Origin of the sequence: Vibrio sp. AH4 (assembly GCF_030710545.1) — a bacterium.
Classification (GTDB): domain Bacteria; phylum Pseudomonadota; class Gammaproteobacteria; order Enterobacterales; family Vibrionaceae; genus Vibrio; species Vibrio metoecus.
The window spans coordinates 1,994,340-2,014,386 of the sequence record NZ_JALAIV010000001.1 but is presented as its reverse complement, the minus strand read 5'-3'; the positions used below and the strand labels follow the sequence as shown (position 1 = coordinate 2,014,386).

Genomic DNA, 20,047 nt, shown 5'->3' with positions numbered 1-20,047 from the left:
ATAGTGGGGCGTTATCGTTTGGATCGCGATTAGCCCTAAACTACTTGTGACGTTCTTTCAGCTTATTGATCACATCATTCATGGCTAAGCCTTGCTCTTGCAGCAACACCAGCAAGTGGTACATCAAGTCGGCGGATTCGCAAATCAGCTCCTCCTTATCCCCTGCCGTCGCCGCCAGCGCGACTTCAACCCCTTCTTCACCCACTTTCTGCGCAATACGTTTGGTGCCACGCGCATACAAAGAGGCCGTGTAAGAAGAACTGGGATCGGCATTTTTTCGCTCAGCCAACAATTGTTCAAGCTGATGAAGCCAAACCATTTGCGACTCTTCTTGTGCATCACCATCCCAACAGGTCACGGTGCCTGTGTGGCAGGTTGGGCCAATCGGGTTCACTTTCACCAATAGCGTATCTTGGTCGCAATCCAGCGCGATATTTTTCAGTTGCAACACATGACCTGAGGTTTCCCCCTTAGTCCACAAACGCTGTTTGCTGCGCGAGAAAAAGGTCACTTGTTGAGTATCAAGGGTTTTTTGCAACGCCTCAGGGTCCATATACCCCATCATTAAGACTTGGCTGGACTGAAAATCCTGCACAATCGCTGGCACAAGTCCATCGACTTTCTGCCAATCAATACGGTCGGTTAGCGTGGCAAATAGGCTTGCTGGATTCATCGTCTCACCTCAATTCCTTGTTGTTTTAGATACTGCTTGAGTTCACCGATATTGATGATCTGCTTGTGAAAAACCGAAGCGGCTAAAGCGCCATCGACGTTCGCTTGAGTAAAGGCTTGCGCGAAATGTTCCATCGCGCCTGCACCACCGGAGGCGATCAGTGGAACTCGGCACACCGAGCGCACTAAATTGAGCTGCTCAAGATCGTAACCATTGCGCACACCATCTTGGTTCATCATGTTCAGTACAATTTCCCCAGCGCCGCGCTTTTGCACCTCTTGCACCCAATCACAAGTTTGCCACTGCGTCGCTCGGGTGCGGCTTTCATCACCGGTAAACTGATAAACCTGATATTGACCTGTTTCTTTATCAAAATAAGAGTCGATGCCAACCACGATACATTGCACGCCAAAGCGATCCGCAAGATCGGTGATCAGTTGTGGATTCGCCAGTGCAGGCGAGTTAATTGACACTTTATCTGCACCGAACTCCAAGATTCGCGCAGCATCTTGCGCCGACTTGATCCCGCCCGCGACACAGAAAGGAATGTCGATCACTTCCGCGACTCGCGCGACCCAGCTTTTATCGACCACGCGGCCATCACTGGAAGCGGTAATATCGTAAAACACCAGCTCATCCGCGCCTTCTTCGGCGTAACGTTTTGCCAGTGGCACAATGTCTCCAATGATTTCGTGGTTACGAAACTGAACGCCTTTCACTACCTGTCCATCACGTACATCCAGACAAGGAATTATCCGTTTTGCCAACATGCGAATGCCTCCTGCGCGGTAAATTTGCCATCCAATAGCGCGCGACCGACAATCACACCCGCAACGCCTGTGCCTTTCAGTGCCTCAATATCGGCGAGTGAACCAATGCCACCGGACGATTGAAACTGCACTTGTGGGTATTGACGGCAGAGATCGCGATACAGCTCAACGTTCGAGCCGGCTAGCGTGCCATCGCGGGAAATATCGGTACACAGTACGTGCTTTAAGCCAACCGTTAAGTAGTCATCAATCAAAGCTTCGATCGTCACGCCGGAATCTTCCTGCCAGCCAGAAATCGCGACTTTGCGCGTACCTTGTTCATCAATGTTGATGTCCAACGCTAAAACAATTTTCTCAGCACCGTATTTTTCCATCCAGCTTTTGACCAATTGCGGCTGTTTAACCGCGGTTGAACCCACCACCACGCGCTGCGCACCTGCTTCAAGCAGATCCACCACGTCTTGTTCACTGCGTACTCCACCACCAATTTGAATATTGGCGGGTGTGCTCGCGAGCAGGCGAGCAATCAAATCCAGTTGGCGTGCTGCGGTATTTTTCGCGCCAGTTAAGTCCACCAAGTGCAACCAACCTGCCCCAGCTTGGTGGTACAAATTAAACTGCTCCGCTGGGTCTACTTTATATTCGGTCACTTGTCCGTAATCACCTTGATACAGACGCACAACCTGACCTTCAATCAAATCTAATGCGGGAATAATCATTGTGGTTCCTTGTATTGCGCCAGCCTTCACCAGCGCTTGTCCCTAAAGCTCAAGAAAGTTTTGAATCAAGCGTGCGCCCGCTTTTGAAGAGCGCTCAGGGTGAAATTGCACCCCGTAATAGTTCCCCGCTTGAATTGCCGCGCTGAACGGCTGGCCATACTCGCACTGGGCTATGGTGTAATCGCCAACGGGCATAGCAAAGCTGTGCACGAAGTAGAAATAGGCATCAGATTCAATGCCCTTAAACAGTGGATGCGCCTCTTTGACTTGCACCGTGTTCCAGCCCATGTGTGGCAACGGCAGATCGCCAGTTTGCAGCAAACGGACCTCGCCATCGACTAACCCTAAACACTGCACAATCTCATCGGCTTTCTGGCCTTTCTCTTCGGACAATTTGCCAAGCAGTTGCATGCCAAGACAGATGCCAAGCAATGGCTTTTCAACCCGCTTCACTAGCTCGATCAAATCGCGTTCGGTGAGGTTTTTCATTGCTTCGCTTGCGGTGCCGACACCGGGCAGAAACAGTTTGTCAGCGGCGAGCACCACTTGCGGATCGCGCGAAATCGTCACTGCATAGCCTAATCGCTCAATGGCGAATTTGACTGAGGAGATATTGGCGCAGCCAGTATCAATAATCACCACATTCTGAGTCATCAGAGCACCCCTTTACTGCTCGGCAGATCGTTACCTTGCACCCTGATGGCTTGACGTAGCGTGCGACCAAACGCTTTAAACAGGCTCTCAATGATGTGGTGATCGTTATCGCCACTGGATGAGAGGTGCAGAGTGCACGCCAAGGTATCGGTCAATGAGCGGAAGAAGTGATACACCATCTCGGTCGACAGATCGCCAACTTGCGGGCGACTAAAGCTCGCATCAAATTTCAGATACGGACGACCCGAGAGATCCAACGCGCACTGTGCCAAACACTCATCCATGGGCAATGTGAAACCAAAGCGCCCAATACCACGTTTGTCACCCAGAGCTTCACGCAGCGCTTGACCCAGTGCCAAGGCGGTATCTTCCACTGTGTGGTGATCATCGATGTGCAGATCTCCAGCCACTTTCAGCTGCAGTTGAAAACCACCGTGAGTGGCGATTTGATCCAGCATGTGGTCAAAAAAGCCCAAGCCAGTTTCAATCTGATTACCACCGGTTTGGTCAAGATTAACGGTGACTTGAATATCGGTTTCTTTGGTTTTACGCACCACTTGGGCAACACGCGGCTTAGTGGTGAGATCTTTCACGATATCCAGCCAACCCATGGTTTGTGGGTGGTATTGAATACCGCGAATCGCCATATTTTCCGCCAGTTGCAGATCGGTCATGCGATCGCCAATCACGGCTGACGATTTGAAATCGACTTTGCCACCTTGCAGATACTCTTTGACCAAGCCCAGTTTCGGTTTGCGGCACGAACAGTTATCACGCTCAAAGTGTGGGCAAATCAGCACATCATCAAACTTCACGCCTTGCGATTCAAAAATGTCCATCATCATGTTATGCGGCGCATCGAAATCCGCTTGCGGGTAGCTTGAAGTGCCTAAACCATCCTGATTAGTCACCATCACTAAGCGATAGCCCGCCTCTTGTAGCTTGAGCAGGCTTGGGATCACATAAGGCTCAAGTTTGAGTTTGTCCAAACGGTCGACTTGAAAATCCACTGGCGGCTCAACAATTAAGGTGCCGTCGCGGTCGATAAAAAGAATTTTTTGTTGTTTGCTCACAAGAATGTCCTTTTCATCAGCAGCCCGCTCTGCGAGCTGCTGTAAACAAAATTACTGGTAGTAGTTGCGAATAAACGCGACGGTTTTTTCACACTCTTCGCGATTGCCAACACTGATACGCACACAGTTTTCAATCGGAGAATTTCGCAAAATAATGCCGTGCTCCCACGCCGCTTTAAATAGCGCATTGCCATCAGGGAATTTCACTAAGAGATAGTTACCCCAACCTTCAAAAACCTGCACACCCGGAACCATAGAGAGCCCCACTTGTAGGTATGCTCGATTCGCGCCGAGATCCAATACTTGGTATTTGGCGCGCGCGAGACCAGCAGGTGATAAGGCTTGCACCGCGATTTCGGCAACCGGCACCGGCACCGGATAAGGCGCAATCACTTTGAGCAAGACATTGATGAGCTCAGCATTGGCAAGCGTGAAGCCACAGCGTAGTCCCGCCAAAGCAAAGGCTTTAGAGAGTGTGCGTAGAATCGCCAAGTTCGGATATTGGGCGAGCAAATCGACCGTCGATGCCTCTGGGCAGAAATCGATGTAGGCTTCATCCATCACCACAATGGCGCGATCTTTGGTCATCTCCAGCAGTTTGATGATGTCGGCACGTTTGACCAAGTTCCCAGTCGGGTTATTCGGGCTACACACAAATACCAATTTAACGCGATCCAGATTGGCTTCAATGCTCGGTAAATCGAGTTGCCAATCGGCAGTCAGCGGCACTTTTTTACGCTCAACGCCAAAGGTTTCTGCACTGATCGCATACATACCGTAGGTTGGAGGGCAAAAAAGAATCGCGTCCTGATTGGGTTCGCAGAAAGCACGGATCAAAAGCTCAATCCCTTCATCCGCGCCGCGCGAAGTCAGTACTTGCTCCGGAGCTACCCCAGCGTAATTGGCGTAGGCTTGGATCATCGCCTTAGGTTGGCAATCACTGTAACGATTAAGGCGCGCAAAATCGGTTTTGTATTCGTTATTGAAAGGCGATTCGTTAGCATTGAGCCAGACATCACCACTACCACCAATACGACGCGCAGAAAGGTATGGGGTTAACGCTTGAATTTGTTGACGAGCCAGTTTTTCCATAATTTATTGAGCCTTCTGTAATTTTTCTACTCGAATCGTAACCGCACGTTTGTGCGCGTCTAACCCTTCTGCTTCCGCCATCGTTACCACAGTTGGCGCGAGCAATTGCAAGCCATCAGCGGTCAGCTCTTGCACTGTCATGCGTTTACTGAAATCGGCCAAACCTAAGCTGGAATAGGTGCGGGTGTAACCGTAAGTGGGTAGCACATGGTTAGTACCTGAAGCGTAATCTCCTACCGATTCTGGCGACCAATCGCCAAGGAAAATGGAGCCTGCGTTATCGAGCAGTGGAACCAACTCACGCGGGTTGCGCGTCTGCACAATCAAGTGCTCAGGGCCGTAGTAGTTAGAAATCGACACTGCTTGGGTGAGTGATTCAGCAATAATGATCAGACTGGAAGCCAAGGCTTTTTCAGCAATACTGGCGCGCGAAAGCACTTTAAGCTGCTTTTGCACTGCGTCCGTTACCTGATCGGCTAACACCGGAGATGGCGTCACCAACACCACCTGAGAATCAGGGCCGTGCTCTGCCTGACTGAGGAGATCGGCGGCAATAAAATCGGCATCCGCCGTTTCATCAGCAATCACCAATACTTCTGAAGGTCCTGCAGGCATATCAATCGCTGCACCGCGGAAATCGTTACTCACTTGGCGTTTTGCTTCCGTCACATAGGCGTTACCGGGGCCAAAGATTTTGTCGACTTTAGTCACCGTTTCCGTGCCATAAGCCATTGCGGCGATTGCCTGACCGCCGCCTAGGTTGTACACCTCATCAATGTTACACAGCTTAGCGACGTAGAGAATTTCATCCGCAATTGGCGGTGGTGAGCAGAGCACCACTTTACGGCAACCGGCGATTTGCGCAGGCACACCGAGCATTAGCACAGTTGATGGTAACGGTGCGCTGCCACCCGGAATATACAGACCCACTTTATTTATCGGGCGAGTCACTTGCTCACACACCACTCCGGGCATGGTTTCCACTTTGATTGGCTGCGCTTTTTGCGCCTTGTGGAATTTGCTGATGTTGTTGTATGCCTGCTCCAACGCCTGTTTCATTGTTTCCGACAAACGCGCGGCTGCGGCATCCATCTCTTCACGAGACACGCGCAGTGAAGCCGGTTTTACACGATCAAATTTTTCGGTTAATTCAAACAGGGCTGCATCACCTTCACTGCGGACTTTCGCAATCACTTGCGCAACCGCAGCGGTGATGTTTGCCCCTTCAGTAATCGCAGGGCGTTCTAAAATCGATTCTTGCTGAGCTTCACTCAACGATTGCCAAACAACGGTTCTCATTGCCTTACTCCATCATTTTTTCAATCGGTAACACCAAAATTGAGCTAGCACCGAGGGCTTTGAGCTGCTCCATGGTTTCCCAAAACAGGTTTTCTGAACTCACCATGTGCACTGCAACTTTGGATTTGTCGGCTGATAAAGGCAGAACGGTTGGGTCTTCTGCTCCGGGCAGCAAGGTTTTGATTTGAGACAGCTTCTCAACCGGAGCATGCAGCATGATGTACTTCGATTCTTTGGCTTGTTGTACGCCGTGCATACGAGTGAGGAGCTTATCAATTAGTGCCGCTTTATCTTCAGCAAAAGCGCCAGGACGTTGAATCAGGGTGGCCTTGGACTCGAAAATCACTTCGACTTCTTTAAGACCGTTGGCTTCTAAGGTTGCACCAGTGGAGACGAGATCCGCAATCGCATCGGCTAACCCCGCACGAGGAGCCACTTCGACGGAACCTGTCAACATACAAGCGCTGAAGTCCACGCCTTGGCGATCCATATAAGCTTTGAGCAGTTGAGGGTAAGTGGTGGCAATGCGTTTACCATTCAGATCTTGCGGGCCACGATACTCTGCATCTTTTTCAATCGCGATGGAAAGACGGCAACCACCAAAATCCATACGGCGCAGAGTGATAAATTCGTTACGTTGGTTGAGCGCCAATCGGTCTAAACGTGTTTCTTCAAGCACGTTCTCACCGACAAATCCTAGGTCAACGACGCCGTCCATGATCAGCCCAGGAATATCATCGTCACGCACTAACAGCAGGTCAATCGGCATATTGAGTGAATGAACCACCAAACGCTCACCCATGATGTTGAACTTCACACCGCATTTTTTCAGCAGCTCTTGGCACTCTTGGCTCAGACGGCCTTTTTTCTGTACCGCGATTCTTAGTCGTTGTGTTTGCATCTTATTCTTCCTTTGCAATTTGTTGAATTTAATAATTTTTTCAAAGCTTAAAACGAAAAACCCTCGGGAGGTTTGGTCTCCCGAGGGTTAGAATCTTTTTGTGGCTCTGATTTCAACTCCGGGAGATTCCTGTCCCCCGGGTATGCGTACATCTCCCGAAAGACACCTTAGGGATGATGATGGTGATGAATGTTCATTACGAAATTACGCATACTTAGTTACTTTCTATTTTTTTGAGAACTGCATTCACACTAACCAAGCTGAGTTTTTTTTTCAACCACAAATTGATACTTTTCTGGTTATTTTTTCATGACACCTTGTTTGAATCGAAAAAAGAGGCCGAATGGCCTCTTTTCTATATAACGATCATGCTGTGAATTAAGCGGAGACTTGCTTACTGACTTTCGCCTTAGAGAGTAAAGCGAAGATAAAGCACACTACCACAAAAGCTACAGAGGTTGCACCTAATGCTAACCACAGTGAGCCAAACATGCCTAACACTACGTAGCCCAATGCGGAAACCAGAGCAACGGCTAATGCATATGGCAGCTGAGTAGAGACGTGATCAATGTGGTGGCAACGCGCGCCTGTCGATGACAGGATGGTGGTATCTGAAATCGGCGAGCAGTGGTCACCGAAAACTGAACCCGCAAGCACCGCACCGAGCATCGGTAGCATCAGCGCAATATCTGTAGCGCCAGCCATATCACCAGCAATCGGCAGCATAATGCCAAAAGTACCCCATGATGTGCCGGTGGAAAATGCCATTGCGCCAGACAAGATGAACAGAATGACAGGTAACCAATGTGAGTCAATATTGCCTTGCACTAACGATGAAAGGTAAGCACCTGTCTTCATGTCACCAATCACCGAGCCAATCGTCCATGCGAAAATCAGGATCAGAATCGCACCAAACATCGATTTAGCACCAGTCCACAAGGTTTTTGCGATTTCAACGGTTGGCAATTTTTGACGAAGTACGGTGACAAAGGCCATCGCCAGACCAACTAATCCGCCATAAACCAATGAAGTACCGACATTGGTATTTTCAAACGCCCCAAAAATATTAAAGGATTGACCGCTTTCTGCTAATGCGCTCGCACCAGTCCAAATCATTGCGCTAATCGTCGCAACAACAAGGAATACGATAGGTAGAACCAAATCTAAAACAGTGCCACCTTCACTTTCGTGAATATCGAGCTCTTCATTTAGCTCATGCGCTTCTTTCGCATCGGTGCTAGGGTCTTCTTCAAAACCACGACCTTGAGAGGCGGCTATTTCATGTTTGCGCATCTGGCCGATATCCATTTGGAACCACACCACAGCAAACACCATTAACAACGCAAAGATCGCATAGAAGTTCATCGGCACTAGGCGAAGATAAGCGCCTAATGCAGAGTAATCTTCAATGCCGTGTGAAACCAAAATACCGCCGATAATGGTCATGATATAAGCACCCCAACTTGAAGCCGGCATCACCACACACATTGGTGCCGCTGTAGAATCAAGAATATAGGCTAACTTAGCGCGCGAAACGTAAAAACGATCCGTCACCGGACGGGCGATAGAACCAACAGCTAGGCTATTAAAATAGTCGTCAACAAAAATGAATACGCCTAAGAATGCTGCCAGTAATTTCGAACCTCGTTTACTTTTGACTCGAACCTGTGCCCACTGAGCAAACGCTCGGGTTCCCCCAGAGAGAGTCAACAACGCCGTCATCATACCCAGTAACAGTAGAAAGCCGACAATGCTCATATTCCAAGCATTGAGTGCTCCGTCTTTCACAAACACGCTACCGACTTGAGTGGCAATATATTGCAACGCTTGACCAACCGAATAGTCAGCCAACAGTAAAGCACCTAAGAAAATACCCACACCGAGAGAAAGTAATACGCGGCGAGTAATGATAGCCAGACTCAACGCCACAAGAGGTGGCACAACTGAGAACGGCGAAGAAGCAAAATCGATTAAATTCATGATCTTCCTAAACCAGTAAAAAATGGTTAGAGATCTACTGCAGACAAACTAAGTGACTTCATGTCAACTTAATTTATGTTGAACTAAGCGAAAGGGAAGCGAACACTTCACCCAACCCTACAGTAGCGCTCCATAGTTTAACAACAATATAGACTATGGCAGTGTTACACCTATTTGATGTAACCCCAGCCAGTTGCTTTGATCGGCAAACTGACTTCGGCGACAACGCCTTTCTCCACAACTCATAGGCATCACCCTAATTGTGGATACTCTTCGTAACCGCTCCTCTACAGCGAAAACCTCGTGGCTGACTATTCCAACTCATTTGGATCAAGTTCAGCCCGCTTTTCGCATTAGGTAAGAAACATTTTACTTAACAAAAATATCAATGCAACTAGGCATAGGTGAGAAAAACAAGTGGCACAGCTCACAAATCAGCCATACCATTGATACCTATTTCATAAAAAATTCTCACACCTTGATATATAGGTCTAATATTATTTATCTGTGTGATAAGTTTTCTGCAGTTACTTTTATATGCCTTGTGTAAATTTTCCAAAAACTAGGAAATGCCAATATAAATAAACTTTATATTTTTACTTTCTTACTATTTTGACTTAATATTTGCAGCGAAAACTTGTCAGTATAATAAGCTAGGTTTAGTATTAACTCGTTATCCAAATTGTGAACAGGAAATGGTAATGTCGGAAATCACTAAGACTTTATTAAATATTCGTAGCCTACGTGCTTATGCACGCGAACTGACTATTGAGCAACTTGAAGAAGCTTTAGATAAATTCACTACAGTTGTTGAAGAGCGTAAAGAAGCCGAAGCGGAAGAAATTGCTGCTCGTGCAGAACAAGAAGCGAAATTAGCCGCGATTGCAGAGCAAATTGCTAAAGATGGTATTGATCTAGAAGCGCTTATTTCTGCGCTGTCTGGTGAAACAAAAACGAAAGCAAAAGGCAAACGTGCTCCTCGCCCTGCAAAATACAAGTACATTGACACCAACGGTGAAGAAAAGACTTGGACAGGTCAAGGCCGTACTCCTTCTGCTATTCAAAAAGCACTGGATGAAGGCAAATCTCTCGAAGAGTTTGCTCTCTAATTCAGCGTTTCAAACGAATATGATAAAGGCTCCCAAAGGAGCCTTTTTATTATCTTTATCTTTCCCAATAAGCCTCTTCAAGGCTATCTTCCCGCTCGGGAAGACCACGTGAAAGACGTGGAGAATGTTGAGCCAACACCTCATAACTCGCACGGTTTGAATATTTACACACTTGAGAAAAAGAGGAATAGGTTAAAAACTCATGTTGATGCTTACTTGAGTTAGGTACATTTTCTTTGTGGTATTTATTGGCAGCCATATCGTGTAACAAGGCCGATAATGCTGCATCACCCGCACCATTGGTATTTTTTATCTTCTCTGGCCCACCCATGTACGGTGAAATATGTGAATAAACACGAATCGGGTTTATACAACTGTCTTTACGTGCAGGGCGACTAAATTCATAGCGATTAAATTCCGCTACTGAACCTGGTAATAATGGGAGTGATGTTTCACGCTTGGCGGATTCTTCTGTATATCCGGCCATAAATAAACCAACTGGGCCAGCAGTACATAACACTAAATCTACCCAATCCAAGGTTTTATCAGACGCAGCTAGAGGATCACTTTCTCCGGTTAACGCCAATGCTTCATCTTCATTCATTGCAACGACAGTGACATGATCACGTAAAAAGTCTTGCCAGAATTTAGGATCATCCTGAATAACAAATTTGGTTCCTAGGGTTAATACCACAGGAACATCGTATTTTTTGGCATATTCAATGGCGCGCATTGTCGCTTCTGGCATCGGGTCGCCTTCTTTACAGCGAACTAAATAAGCGGTGATCACTAATGCAGATGCACTGGCAAATATTTTCTCAGGAATACTGTCTGGGTGTAATTGGTTCATTTGACCTTCGCTGATCGCAAAAGTACGTTCACCATCTTCGGTAATCAGCGCAAAACAGCGCCCAATTGCACCTTCAACACCTTGTAAATAATTCAGATCCATACGGCTAGAAGTATTACATAGGTAACGATAACCATAGCTGCCAATTTTAATGTCTTGGCTCATCACACCCAGTAGGGTTGAGCGGTCATCGGCTAACACTGAATAGTTGTGCAGCGTATTCCCTATGGTTCCACCTGCATATTCATTAGTAATTAAGCGCTGATCTTTTAATTCGTTATATAAGGCTTCAGCCGCTTGATCATCGATCACTAATGAGTGTCCCTTACTCAGGCCATAACGCTCAATCAAATCGGAATCCACCTTGGCCTCAATATCCACCAACGTTTGATCAATACCGATAATATGAGTGCGCGACATCTTCTTATTTTCTTGCGCTTGAATCACTAAAGGGTCACGCGCGTGAACCGGAAAATAATGCTTAGATTTGCGTTGGCCAGGAAATTTCATAAGGGTTACTAGGCTTCTGGGATGAAAGGAGCGCCGATTCTACCGCGCACCTTTTAGTGCAGCAACAAAGGAAAAAATAGCAAACGTTTGCATGGTGATGATTTTATTTCACTCCCTATCTTTAGCGCTTGGAGCACAAGTGATTCAATGATTTAGCAACATTTGTTTAAGGCTCGATGAAGTGTGATTACCGTCTCGGATCTGTCCTCGAAAAATTCTTTCTGTTAGAATCCTCGTCCAAGTTCCTCAAGTGGTAGAAAAGTGATGTCTGTAGAGCACAGCGCAAACAGCCAAAAGAAAGTGATTGTCGGTATGTCTGGAGGGGTTGATTCCTCAGTTTCAGCCTATCTTCTCAAGCAACAGGGTTACCAAGTGGAAGGCCTGTTTATGAAAAACTGGGAAGAAGACGATAACGAAGAGTATTGTACTGCGGCAGAAGATCTCGCCGATGCTCAGGCTGTGTGTGACAAACTCGACATTCCACTGCATACCATTAACTTTGCTGCGGAATACTGGGATAACGTATTTGAATACTTCCTTGCTGAATATAAAGCCGGACGTACCCCAAACCCAGATATTCTGTGTAACAAAGAAATCAAATTCAAAGCCTTCTTAGAATTTGCCGATGAAGTGTTGGATGCCGATTATATTGCTATGGGGCACTATGTGCGCCGTACTTTCCCGCACAATGGCGAAAAACCGCAAATGCTGCGCGGCTTGGACAACAATAAAGATCAAAGTTACTTCCTTTATACGCTGAGCCACGAACAAGTAGCGCGTAGCCTATTCCCCGTTGGGGAGCTCGAAAAACCAGAAGTACGCCGCATTGCGGAAGAACAAGGTTTAATCACGGCGAAAAAGAAAGATTCTACCGGCATCTGTTTTATCGGTGAGCGCAAATTTACTGACTTCTTATCTCGCTATTTGCCAGCCCAACCGGGTAAAATTGAAACCCCCGAAGGGAAAGTGATTGGTGAGCACCAAGGCTTGATGTACCACACGCTCGGACAACGTAAAGGTCTGCACATTGGTGGTATGAAAGAGAGTAGCGAACAGCCATGGTATGTCGCGGACAAAGATCTCAAACGCAATGTGCTCATCGCAGTACAAGGTGCCGATCATCCACTGCTCAAATCTCATGGTTTGGTCGCGGCACAACTGCATTGGGTTGACCGTACCCCCATCACTGAGCCTGTACGTTGCAGTGTAAAAACCCGCTATCGTCAAAGTGACATCGCTTGTACCGTCGTTCCCGTTGGTGATGACCGAATTAAAGTGATGTTTGACGAGCCACAAGTGGCTGTGACTCCGGGACAATCCGCCGTATTTTATCAAGGTGAAATCTGCCTTGGTGGCGGCATCATCGAAGAACGCATTTGATAGTCGATATTTAGGAGATTTACGTGGCTAACGCAATTTACGACCGTACCATCGCTTTCGCTGGCATTTGTCAGGCAGTGGCACTTGTTCAACAAGTCGCCCAAAATGGTCACTGTGATTCAGATGCGTTTGAAACGTCGCTTAAAGCGATTACTTGTACCAATCCAAGTAACACGCTAGAAGTCTTCGGTCACGAAAGTCAACTCAAACTCGGTTTGGAGTGCTTGGTCAAAGGGATTGACAGCACTCCAACGGGCAGTGAAATCACCCGTTATCTGATTAGCCTAATGGCGCTTGAACGTAAGTTGAGTGGCCGCCGTGACGCGATGAGCCAACTCGGTGACCGCATTCAAATGATTGAGCGACAACTTGAGCATTTTGACTTATTTGATGATCAGATGATCAGTAACCTCGCCAGTATTTACCTTGATGTGATTAGCCCGATTGGCCCACGCATTCAAGTCACTGGCACTCCAACCGTATTACAGCAAACCGCTAACCAGCACAAAGTGCGCGCCCTACTCCTATCAGGGATCCGCTGCGCCGTATTGTGGCGTCAGGTTGGTGGACGCCGTCGTCACCTGATTTTCGGTCGTAAAAAGATGATCGAACAAGCGCAGCTTTTATTAGCGCGAATCTAAATGATGACGACCCATTCAAATTACTCACACCTTTAACTCAATATTCAGGAGAAGAACATGGAACTGTCAGCATTGACTGCTGTTTCACCGGTAGATGGCCGCTACGGAAGTAAAACGATTGCGTTACGCAGTATCTTCAGTGAGTTTGGTCTCCTAAAGTACCGCACTATCGTTGAAATTCGCTGGCTACAAAAGCTAGCCGCCACTGCTGAGATCGCAGAAGTGCCTGCATTCAGTGCCGAAGCGAATCAATTCCTTGATGCGATTGCCGCCAACTTCAATGAAGCGGATGCGCTGCGTATCAAAGAAATTGAACGCACTACCAACCACGATGTAAAAGCCGTGGAATACTTCCTGAAAGAAAAAGTGGCTGCCATGCCTGAGCTGCATGCGGTCAACGAGTTCATTCACTTTGCTTGTACTTCAGAAGACATCAACAACACTTCACATGCGTTGATGCTCAAGGAAGCGCGTGACACGGTGATCCTGCCTGAAATTCGCAACGTGATTGACGCAATTCGCAAACTGGCTGAAGAGTACCGCGATATTCCGCTGCTTTCTCGTACTCACGGTCAACCAGCCTCTCCCTCGACCATGGGTAAAGAGATGGCAAACGTGGCATACCGTATGGAACGCCAGTACAAGCAGATCGCTAACGTTGAAATCCTAGCCAAAATCAACGGTGCAGTCGGTAACTACAACGCACACCTTTCTGCCTACCCAACCGTGGATTGGCACAAATTCAGCGAAGAGTTCATCACTGAATCTCTGGGCGTAGACTGGAACCCGTACACCACGCAAATCGAGCCGCATGATTACATTGCTGAGCTGTTTGAAGCGGTGGCGCGTTTTAACACCATCTTGATCGACTTTGATCGTGATGTTTGGGGTTATATTGCTCTGGGTCACTTCAAACAAAGAACCATCGCGGGTGAAATTGGCTCTTCTACCATGCCACACAAAGTCAACCCAATCGACTTTGAAAACTCAGAAGGTAACTTGGGTCTGGCGAACGCGATGTTTACTCACCTAGCGCAAAAGCTGCCTATCTCTCGTTGGCAACGTGATCTGACGGATTCTACCGTGCTGCGTAACCTAGGTGTTGGTGTGGGTTATGCGATCATTGCCTACACTTCAACCCTCAAAGGCATCAGCAAACTGGAAGTGAACCGCGATGCGCTGCTTGCAGAACTGGATCACAACTGGGAGGTTCTGGCTGAACCAATCCAAACTGTGATGCGCCGCTACGGCATTGAAAAGCCTTATGAGAAGCTCAAAGAGCTGACTCGTGGTAAGCGTGTAGATGGCGAAGCGATGCGTCAATTTATTGATGGTTTAGAGCTGCCAACCGAAGAGAAAACGCGCCTGAAAGCCATGACACCAGCCAGCTACATTGGCTATGCGATTGAGCTGACGGACAAGCTGTAATCTCAACAAGAGAGAGCAAATGACTAAGGGGAGCAACGGCTCCCCTTTTACTTATCGACTTGGTTTATACCAGACCATTTCACTCCTGCTTTTCAAAAAACAGAGTAATCCGACCGACTTCAAGACCAAATTTGCGAATTTTGGTTAAGTTGAACACCCGCTTCTCATCTTGTCGATACAACCAGTCATCAAAGTGTACTTGCACATCACCACTGTCGCGTTGCAGCACAAAATCGTATTGCCACTGCAGTGCATTGCCCACTTCTTTACCGCGAGCCGTTCCAACAATATCATCCGCTCGTCCTTCGTACTCATCGTTAGCCGTTCGGTTAATCGTCCAGATCCGTTGATCCTTCTCCCCATCATCAAAAACGAAATCTTCGACTAAAATCAGTTGGTTACTCTCAACTCGGCCTTCTATTACCACCTCAAAACGGCGCGTCTGCTTCTCGGTGTAGTCTTGTACCATACCCCAAGCATGAGTTGTGCCGACAAAGTAATTGAACAGATCAAACTTGGGCGTTGCCACACGGTAATCATCGATATCCGCTGAACATCCGCTAAGCCCTAAGAAGAACAATAACAGCCAAGTTGAGTAGTATTTCATTACCGATTCATTCCTATCAGTTGATTACGTAAGGCTAAATATTCAGTTTGTGGGGAAAGCCAAATTGATAAAAAGGCATCGTTGAATGCTTCATCCATAACCACTCCAATGCTTTGTTGTGCCTCTTGCTCACGAGCAAAGAAAAACTCACCGCTTTTCCCATCAGAAACGTAGATCAGGCGATCACCTATCGAGACATCCGGTAACATTTGCTGTAATTGATCCAGCCAAGACTGGGTTTGTGGCTCTTTGAACCCAAGCTTGTGCCATTGGTCTTTAGTGGCATCAATTAACTGTTGACGTTTAATGTTACGCAGATAACGAATCTCCAATGCCATGGGATGTGGAGAAATATCCTGTGATTCATGGTACTGCCCATCGGGTGCTCTCAGTTGTGAAGAGTAAATATCCAACCAAAACCACGAAAGCGTTGCCTGCCCGACCACAGGCCAATCCGTCCATGTACTGGACGGTTTATGCTCAGCTTGTGCTGCACTAGCGGCGTCGGCGTATCCCAAACCGCTCATCAGCAAAACGAATAGGGTTATAAGTCCTTTTTTCATGCCTCATTACCTTCAACAGTAACCAAGTGATACCTATCCATTCCAAAAACAGTGCCAACATCACCAGCAATGTGGGGTATTCCCAACTCACTGCGCCGATTCGATAGCCGAACCAATAACTTAAGCAACCTAAACCACCACCCGCGATACACAATAAAGTCTTAGAATATCGGGTAAGCTGCGGCAGCAAATGGCCTGCATACCAAGTAAAGGCAAACCAAAGTGCCATTAACCACAGCGGAAATTGCCCGTCGGCAAAGGTCAGCACCCCTAATAACATATTGCCGCTGTCAATTACGATGCCAACGACCGCCATCCATACCATCTTTTCAAATAGTGGGTGATGCTGCATCGCGGTTAAACCATAAGTGGCCACCACCAATAATGCGGTAAGCCATAACCAAGTGTGCTGGCCCCATACTGCCAGCGCCCAAAGTAGGTCAAACCATAATGAAGTCACCACTAACGCCATGATTAATCTCGTTCAAACGTCATATGTACTGTGCTGATACTGCGGGCTAAAAAACCCCCTTCGCAATAACAAAAGTAGTAACGCCACATGCGAATAAAGCGTTCGTCATAACCCAGCTCACGCACTTGGGGCAATTGCTGTTCAAAGCGTTCACGCCAATGTTGCAATGTCACCGCGTAATCCATACCGATGTCGTGCAGATTACGCACCACAAATCCTGTGCGTTTCGCTGCCAGCGTAGTTAACGCGCTGACCGACGGCAAAAAGCCGCCCGGGAAAATATACTTCTGAATAAAATCTACGTTATTGCTGTAGCTTTCATAACGTTGGTCAGCAATGGTAATCGCCTGAAGTGCCATCTTGCCGTGAGGTTTGAGCAAGTCGTAACACTGAGTAAGGAAGGAGGGTAAAAACGCTTTGCCAACCGCCTCAATCATTTCAATTGAAACCAGTTTGTCGTACTGACCTTCCAATAAACGATAGTCTTGTTTCAGAAGCGTAATTTGCTCACTCAAACCCAACGCTGTAATTTGCTGTTTTGCGTAAGCAAATTGCTCTTCAGAAATCGTGGTTGTGGTAACTTTACAACCATAGTTTTGCGCAATGTAAATCGCCATTGCGCCCCAACCTGTGCCAATTTCTAACACGTGATCGGTCGGTTTAAGCTGTAATTGCTCACACAAACGCTGCATTTTTGCCTGTTGCGCCTGCTCCAAAGAGGCATCAGGATCACTAAACAGCGCGCTGGAATACAACATGCTGTCATCTAAGAACAGTTGGTATAGCGCATTACCTAAATCATAGTGTTGATGGATATTGTTTTTCGCTTGCTCGATCGTGTTACGTTTTAACCAATGGGCAATCCGGTTTAACCATTGAGTTACTGGGCTACTTTGGCTTTCCAATTTATCGAGCGTACCGAGGTTGGCCGCCATCAACTGCATCAAGGCCGTCAGATTAGGGCTTTCCCACCAACCATCCATATAGGCTTCGGCCGCGGCAATACTTCCACCTTTCAGAATACGACTGTAAAAATCCGGGTGCTTAACCTCGATTACGGCATGAATAGCATCAGGCTTATCTTGGCCAAATTGCTCATGCGATGTTTGCGTTTGCCCAGGAAAATGCTCAACCACGGTTAAATTGCCTTCGAGATACTGCAATGCACGATGAATGACACTGCGTGCGCCTTTTTGCCAACTAGTGAGAGAGCGGGATATTTCTATTGATGAGCTATTTAACATGAGTTTGCTCCTTATTATTGTTTTGGCTCTGGTTTGGGTGCGCGTAAAACGGCGCGCCTTTACGCCACAGTTTGAAGGCGTGCCAATAAATTCCCAGTACCACTTTTACTGCCATAATCGGCGTTTTGATCAATCGAGGTAATAAATTGCTAGCAACCAAAGGTTCTGCCTGCATGGCTAATGTTGCATCAAACTCTTTGCCGCTCCGATGGCACTCTAAATGGATCATCAGCGCGCGGGTTAAGGGTTTGATTTTCCAGTGGTATCTCTGTTCGATGGGATTGAATGGCGACACATGAAACGCTTTCGCATGCTGCCACTCAATCACGGCAGCCTTTTCAGAGGTTAATGCTGTCTGTGCTGGAACCGCGTAGTAGTGGCGCTCATTCCACGGTGTATTGCTGACTTCAGCCAACAGATAACGCCAACGCTTTTCGCTATCGTAGACATAGTAAAAATTGACTGGGCTGAAGTAGATACCGAGATAACGCAGATGAATCAAAGCCACCACTCGGCCGCCTTCTATTCGCTCTCCCGTCAGTTGCTCAACCTTATCAAGCACCGCTTGTTTGAGCGGACCTTGACCGAGGTAATCTTCACGTCGAAAACGCGCCCAATGCCACCAACGCTCACCCAATCCCCACTCTTTATCCGCCAGCTGTGGCCATTCATCTAGATCAATACAAGGCATAAACAGCGGAGAGTTGAGTGCATGTTCCACCGGTCTAAAACGTCGGTGTCTGACTTGCCCCACCATCAAACAACTTTGCCCAACCACCACCTTTTGCACCACTGGCATTAGGCCGCTCCTTGCTCACGGCGCTGTGCGTAAGCTTCCAATTGGGTCACCACATCCAACGCGCTGCGTACCCCATCTTCATGAAAGCCGTTATGCCAGTATGCGCCACAAAACCATGTATGGTTGACACCGCTGATCTGCGCTTTTTTCTGCTGTGCTTCAATTGCAGGACGAGAAAACACCGGATGATGATAGGTAAATCGGCGCAGTATCTTGCTCGGGTCAATGTCCTCACTACTATTGAGTGTGACGCAGAACGTCTCTGGCGCTTCAATATGCTGCAAAATATTCATGTTGTAGGTCAAAGATGGCAAGCGCGTCTCCTGATTGGTCTCACCTTTCAGCCAGTAATTCCACGATGCCCATGCCGCTTTGCGTTTGGGTAACAAACGAGTATCGGTATGCAATACCACTTCATTGGCTTGATAAGCCAATGTAGAAAGCAGTTGTTGTTCGGTGGGGCTTGCATCACTGAGCATGGCGAGGGCTTGGTCACTATGGCAAGCAAAAATCACCTCATCAAAACGTTCACTCTGACCATTGACCACAACGTCTACCCCACTTGGTAAACGCGTCACTTGAGTGACCGCGCTATTGAGGCGAATTCGGTCACGAAAGCCTTGCGTTAGTGGCTCAATATAACTGCGCGAACCGCCGGGGATCACATACCACTGTGGACGATGGGTGACATCCAGTAGGCCATGGTTTAGGAAAAAGCGCGCGAAAAACATCAGAGGGAAAGCTCGCATATCCGCCAGAGAGGAAGACCAAATCGCCGCCCCCATGGGTAGAATGTAGTTTTCACAGAAGTATTCAGAAAACTGATGCTGAACCAGAAAATCACCTAAGGTTTGCTCATTCGCCAATGGGTTATCAACACACGCTTTCGCTAAGCGGTTAAAACGTAAAATTTCCCTGATAAATCGGTAAAACTTAGGGTTCAGCCAGTTACGTTTTTGAGCGAATAAGGTCGTCAGGGTATGCCCGTTGTACTCCAAACCATTGGCATCATTCCGCACACTGAAGCTCATCTGTGTCGGGTTACCTTGCACGCCAATCTCATCCATCATTTTGATGAAATTTGGATAGGTTCTGTCGTTATAAACGATAAAGCCCGTATCCACTGCGTACGGCTTACCCGCAAGCTCAACATCCACCGTCGCAGTGTGCCCGCCAATGTAGTCATTGGCTTCGAATAGGGTGATATCGTGATAACGGTGCAGATAGTAACCACAGGTTAAACCTGAAATGCCCGAGCCAATGATTGCAATTTTCATCAAAAA

General features: G+C 47.5%; 20 protein-coding genes, 1 riboswitch and 1 other annotated feature. Of the genes, 4 read left to right on the top strand and 16 right to left on the bottom strand.

The genetic code is table 11. The features are described from left to right. Nucleotides 1-40: 40 nt before the first annotated feature. The 9 genes from hisIE to MKA69_RS09445 form a co-directional block, all read right to left on the bottom strand. Nucleotides 41-673, bottom strand: a complete 633-nt coding sequence (hisIE, locus tag MKA69_RS09485; protein ID WP_305847911.1) for a bifunctional phosphoribosyl-AMP cyclohydrolase/phosphoribosyl-ATP diphosphatase HisIE — start codon at nt 671-673, stop codon at nt 41-43. Then, a complete protein-coding gene (gene hisF / locus MKA69_RS09480) occupies nt 670-1,443 on the bottom strand; it encodes an imidazole glycerol phosphate synthase subunit HisF (RefSeq protein WP_000880146.1) in 774 nt (257 codons plus the stop codon). Before hisF ends, hisIE begins: the two co-directional genes overlap by 4 nt. Then, complete coding sequence (gene hisA / locus MKA69_RS09475; protein WP_000586508.1) at nt 1,425-2,162, bottom strand: 1-(5-phosphoribosyl)-5-[(5-phosphoribosylamino)methylideneamino]imidazole-4-carboxamide isomerase; 738 nt, start codon at nt 2,160-2,162, stop codon at nt 1,425-1,427. Before hisA ends, hisF begins: the two co-directional genes overlap by 19 nt. A 42-nt stretch (nt 2,163-2,204) precedes the next feature. Further along, entirely contained in the window at nt 2,205-2,816 is a 612-nt protein-coding gene (gene hisH, locus MKA69_RS09470; protein WP_305847910.1) for an imidazole glycerol phosphate synthase subunit HisH, read from the bottom strand. Then, entirely contained in the window at nt 2,816-3,889 is a 1,074-nt protein-coding gene (hisB, locus tag MKA69_RS09465) for a bifunctional histidinol-phosphatase/imidazoleglycerol-phosphate dehydratase HisB (RefSeq protein WP_305847909.1), read from the bottom strand. The genes hisH and hisB overlap by 1 nt, the downstream gene beginning before the upstream one ends. Before the next feature lie 51 nt (nt 3,890-3,940). Continuing rightward, on the bottom strand, nt 3,941-4,981 hold the full coding sequence (gene hisC, locus MKA69_RS09460) for a histidinol-phosphate transaminase (protein ID WP_305847908.1): 1,041 nt from the start codon (nt 4,979-4,981) through the stop codon (nt 3,941-3,943). 3 nt (nt 4,982-4,984) lie between these two features. After that, nucleotides 4,985-6,280 (bottom strand): histidinol dehydrogenase, encoded by a 1,296-nt coding sequence (hisD, locus tag MKA69_RS09455; RefSeq protein ID WP_001261308.1) that lies wholly within the window; start codon nt 6,278-6,280, stop codon nt 4,985-4,987. A 4-nt stretch (nt 6,281-6,284) separates the two neighbouring features. Further along, nucleotides 6,285-7,181: an ATP phosphoribosyltransferase gene (gene hisG / locus MKA69_RS09450; RefSeq protein ID WP_001194710.1), complete on the bottom strand. Its 897-nt coding sequence runs from the start codon at nt 7,179-7,181 to the stop codon at nt 6,285-6,287. Between the two features lie 55 nt (nt 7,182-7,236). Then, nucleotides 7,237-7,370, bottom strand: a sequence feature (His leader region). Between the two features lie 189 nt (nt 7,371-7,559). Next, nucleotides 7,560-9,161 (bottom strand): Na+/H+ antiporter NhaC family protein, encoded by a 1,602-nt coding sequence (locus MKA69_RS09445; protein WP_305847907.1) that lies wholly within the window; start codon nt 9,159-9,161, stop codon nt 7,560-7,562. Between the two features lie 115 nt (nt 9,162-9,276). Beyond that, nucleotides 9,277-9,459: riboswitch (Lysine riboswitch) on the bottom strand. 403 nt (nt 9,460-9,862) lie between these two features. Between MKA69_RS09445 and MKA69_RS09440 the strand changes: the two genes are divergently transcribed. Continuing rightward, nucleotides 9,863-10,270, top strand: a complete 408-nt coding sequence (locus MKA69_RS09440; protein ID WP_001290196.1) for an H-NS family nucleoid-associated regulatory protein — start codon at nt 9,863-9,865, stop codon at nt 10,268-10,270. Between the two features lie 55 nt (nt 10,271-10,325). Here the strand turns inward: MKA69_RS09440 and MKA69_RS09435 are convergent, their stop codons facing one another. Then, nucleotides 10,326-11,630 carry an inosine/guanosine kinase gene (locus tag MKA69_RS09435; RefSeq protein ID WP_305847906.1) on the bottom strand — a complete coding sequence of 435 codons (1,305 nt, stop codon included), beginning with the start codon at nt 11,628-11,630 and terminating at the stop codon, nt 10,326-10,328. 264 nt (nt 11,631-11,894) lie between these two features. Here MKA69_RS09435 and mnmA point away from each other — a divergent pair, with 264 nt between their 5' ends. From mnmA to purB, 3 genes are read left to right on the top strand one after another with little or no spacing between them, the layout of a single operon-like run. Further along, the gene (gene mnmA, locus MKA69_RS09430) at nt 11,895-13,010 is read left to right on the top strand and encodes a tRNA 2-thiouridine(34) synthase MnmA (protein WP_055030969.1); all 1,116 of its coding nucleotides are present in this window, start codon (nt 11,895-11,897) and stop codon (nt 13,008-13,010) included. 23 nt (nt 13,011-13,033) lie between these two features. After that, nucleotides 13,034-13,651 (top strand): high frequency lysogenization protein HflD, encoded by a 618-nt coding sequence (gene hflD / locus MKA69_RS09425; protein WP_001262245.1) that lies wholly within the window; start codon nt 13,034-13,036, stop codon nt 13,649-13,651. Between the two features lie 57 nt (nt 13,652-13,708). Next, a complete protein-coding gene (gene purB / locus MKA69_RS09420; RefSeq protein ID WP_000423488.1) occupies nt 13,709-15,079 on the top strand; it encodes an adenylosuccinate lyase in 1,371 nt (456 codons plus the stop codon). Between the two features lie 79 nt (nt 15,080-15,158). Here purB and MKA69_RS09415 read toward each other — a convergent pair whose 3' ends face one another. Genes MKA69_RS09415 through MKA69_RS09390 form a run of 6 tightly spaced genes read right to left on the bottom strand, consistent with a single transcriptional unit; the run spans nt 15,159 to nt 20,041 of the window. Then, nucleotides 15,159-15,686: a DUF3833 domain-containing protein gene (locus MKA69_RS09415; protein WP_055027212.1), complete on the bottom strand. Its 528-nt coding sequence runs from the start codon at nt 15,684-15,686 to the stop codon at nt 15,159-15,161. Then, nucleotides 15,686-16,219, bottom strand: coding sequence for a chalcone isomerase family protein (locus MKA69_RS09410; protein ID WP_305848237.1), 534 nt, complete (start codon nt 16,217-16,219; stop codon nt 15,686-15,688). Before MKA69_RS09410 ends, MKA69_RS09415 begins: the two co-directional genes overlap by 1 nt. Then, complete coding sequence (locus tag MKA69_RS09405) at nt 16,182-16,721, bottom strand: DUF2878 domain-containing protein (protein WP_055030966.1); 540 nt, start codon at nt 16,719-16,721, stop codon at nt 16,182-16,184. The genes MKA69_RS09410 and MKA69_RS09405 overlap by 38 nt, the downstream gene beginning before the upstream one ends. Before the next feature lie 2 nt (nt 16,722-16,723). Then, complete coding sequence (locus tag MKA69_RS09400; RefSeq protein WP_000935145.1) at nt 16,724-17,965, bottom strand: cyclopropane-fatty-acyl-phospholipid synthase family protein; 1,242 nt, start codon at nt 17,963-17,965, stop codon at nt 16,724-16,726. Beyond that, entirely contained in the window at nt 17,955-18,764 is an 810-nt protein-coding gene (locus MKA69_RS09395; RefSeq protein ID WP_305847905.1) for a DUF1365 domain-containing protein, read from the bottom strand. The genes MKA69_RS09400 and MKA69_RS09395 overlap by 11 nt, the downstream gene beginning before the upstream one ends. Next, nucleotides 18,764-20,041: an NAD(P)/FAD-dependent oxidoreductase gene (locus MKA69_RS09390; protein ID WP_305847904.1), complete on the bottom strand. Its 1,278-nt coding sequence runs from the start codon at nt 20,039-20,041 to the stop codon at nt 18,764-18,766. Before MKA69_RS09390 ends, MKA69_RS09395 begins: the two co-directional genes overlap by 1 nt. Between the last annotated feature and the right edge of the window lie 6 nt (nt 20,042-20,047).

Bases quoted from the DNA above. Each gene is read 5' to 3' on its own strand.
- hisIE (WP_305847911.1), bottom strand. From the start codon at position 673: ATGAATCCAGCAAGCCTATTTGCCACGCTAACCGACCGTATTGATTGG.
- hisF (WP_000880146.1), bottom strand. From the start codon at position 1,443: ATGTTGGCAAAACGGATAATTCCTTGTCTGGATGTACGTGATGGACAG.
- hisA (WP_000586508.1), bottom strand. From the start codon at position 2,162: ATGATTATTCCCGCATTAGATTTGATTGAAGGTCAGGTTGTGCGTCTG.
- hisH (WP_305847910.1), bottom strand. From the start codon at position 2,816: ATGACTCAGAATGTGGTGATTATTGATACTGGCTGCGCCAATATCTCC.
- hisC (WP_305847908.1), bottom strand. From the start codon at position 4,981: ATGGAAAAACTGGCTCGTCAACAAATTCAAGCGTTAACCCCATACCTT.
- hisD (WP_001261308.1), bottom strand. From the start codon at position 6,280: ATGAGAACCGTTGTTTGGCAATCGTTGAGTGAAGCTCAGCAAGAATCG.
- hisG (WP_001194710.1), bottom strand. From the start codon at position 7,181: ATGCAAACACAACGACTAAGAATCGCGGTACAGAAAAAAGGCCGTCTG.
- MKA69_RS09445 (WP_305847907.1), bottom strand. From the start codon at position 9,161: ATGAATTTAATCGATTTTGCTTCTTCGCCGTTCTCAGTTGTGCCACCT.
- MKA69_RS09440 (WP_001290196.1), top strand. From the start codon at position 9,863: ATGTCGGAAATCACTAAGACTTTATTAAATATTCGTAGCCTACGTGCT.
- MKA69_RS09435 (WP_305847906.1), bottom strand. From the start codon at position 11,630: ATGAAATTTCCTGGCCAACGCAAATCTAAGCATTATTTTCCGGTTCAC.
- mnmA (WP_055030969.1), top strand. From the start codon at position 11,895: ATGTCTGTAGAGCACAGCGCAAACAGCCAAAAGAAAGTGATTGTCGGT.
- purB (WP_000423488.1), top strand. From the start codon at position 13,709: ATGGAACTGTCAGCATTGACTGCTGTTTCACCGGTAGATGGCCGCTAC.
- MKA69_RS09415 (WP_055027212.1), bottom strand. From the start codon at position 15,686: ATGAAATACTACTCAACTTGGCTGTTATTGTTCTTCTTAGGGCTTAGC.
- MKA69_RS09405 (WP_055030966.1), bottom strand. From the start codon at position 16,721: ATGGCGTTAGTGGTGACTTCATTATGGTTTGACCTACTTTGGGCGCTG.
- MKA69_RS09400 (WP_000935145.1), bottom strand. From the start codon at position 17,965: ATGTTAAATAGCTCATCAATAGAAATATCCCGCTCTCTCACTAGTTGG.
- MKA69_RS09395 (WP_305847905.1), bottom strand. From the start codon at position 18,764: ATGCCAGTGGTGCAAAAGGTGGTGGTTGGGCAAAGTTGTTTGATGGTG.
- MKA69_RS09390 (WP_305847904.1), bottom strand. From the start codon at position 20,041: ATGAAAATTGCAATCATTGGCTCGGGCATTTCAGGTTTAACCTGTGGT.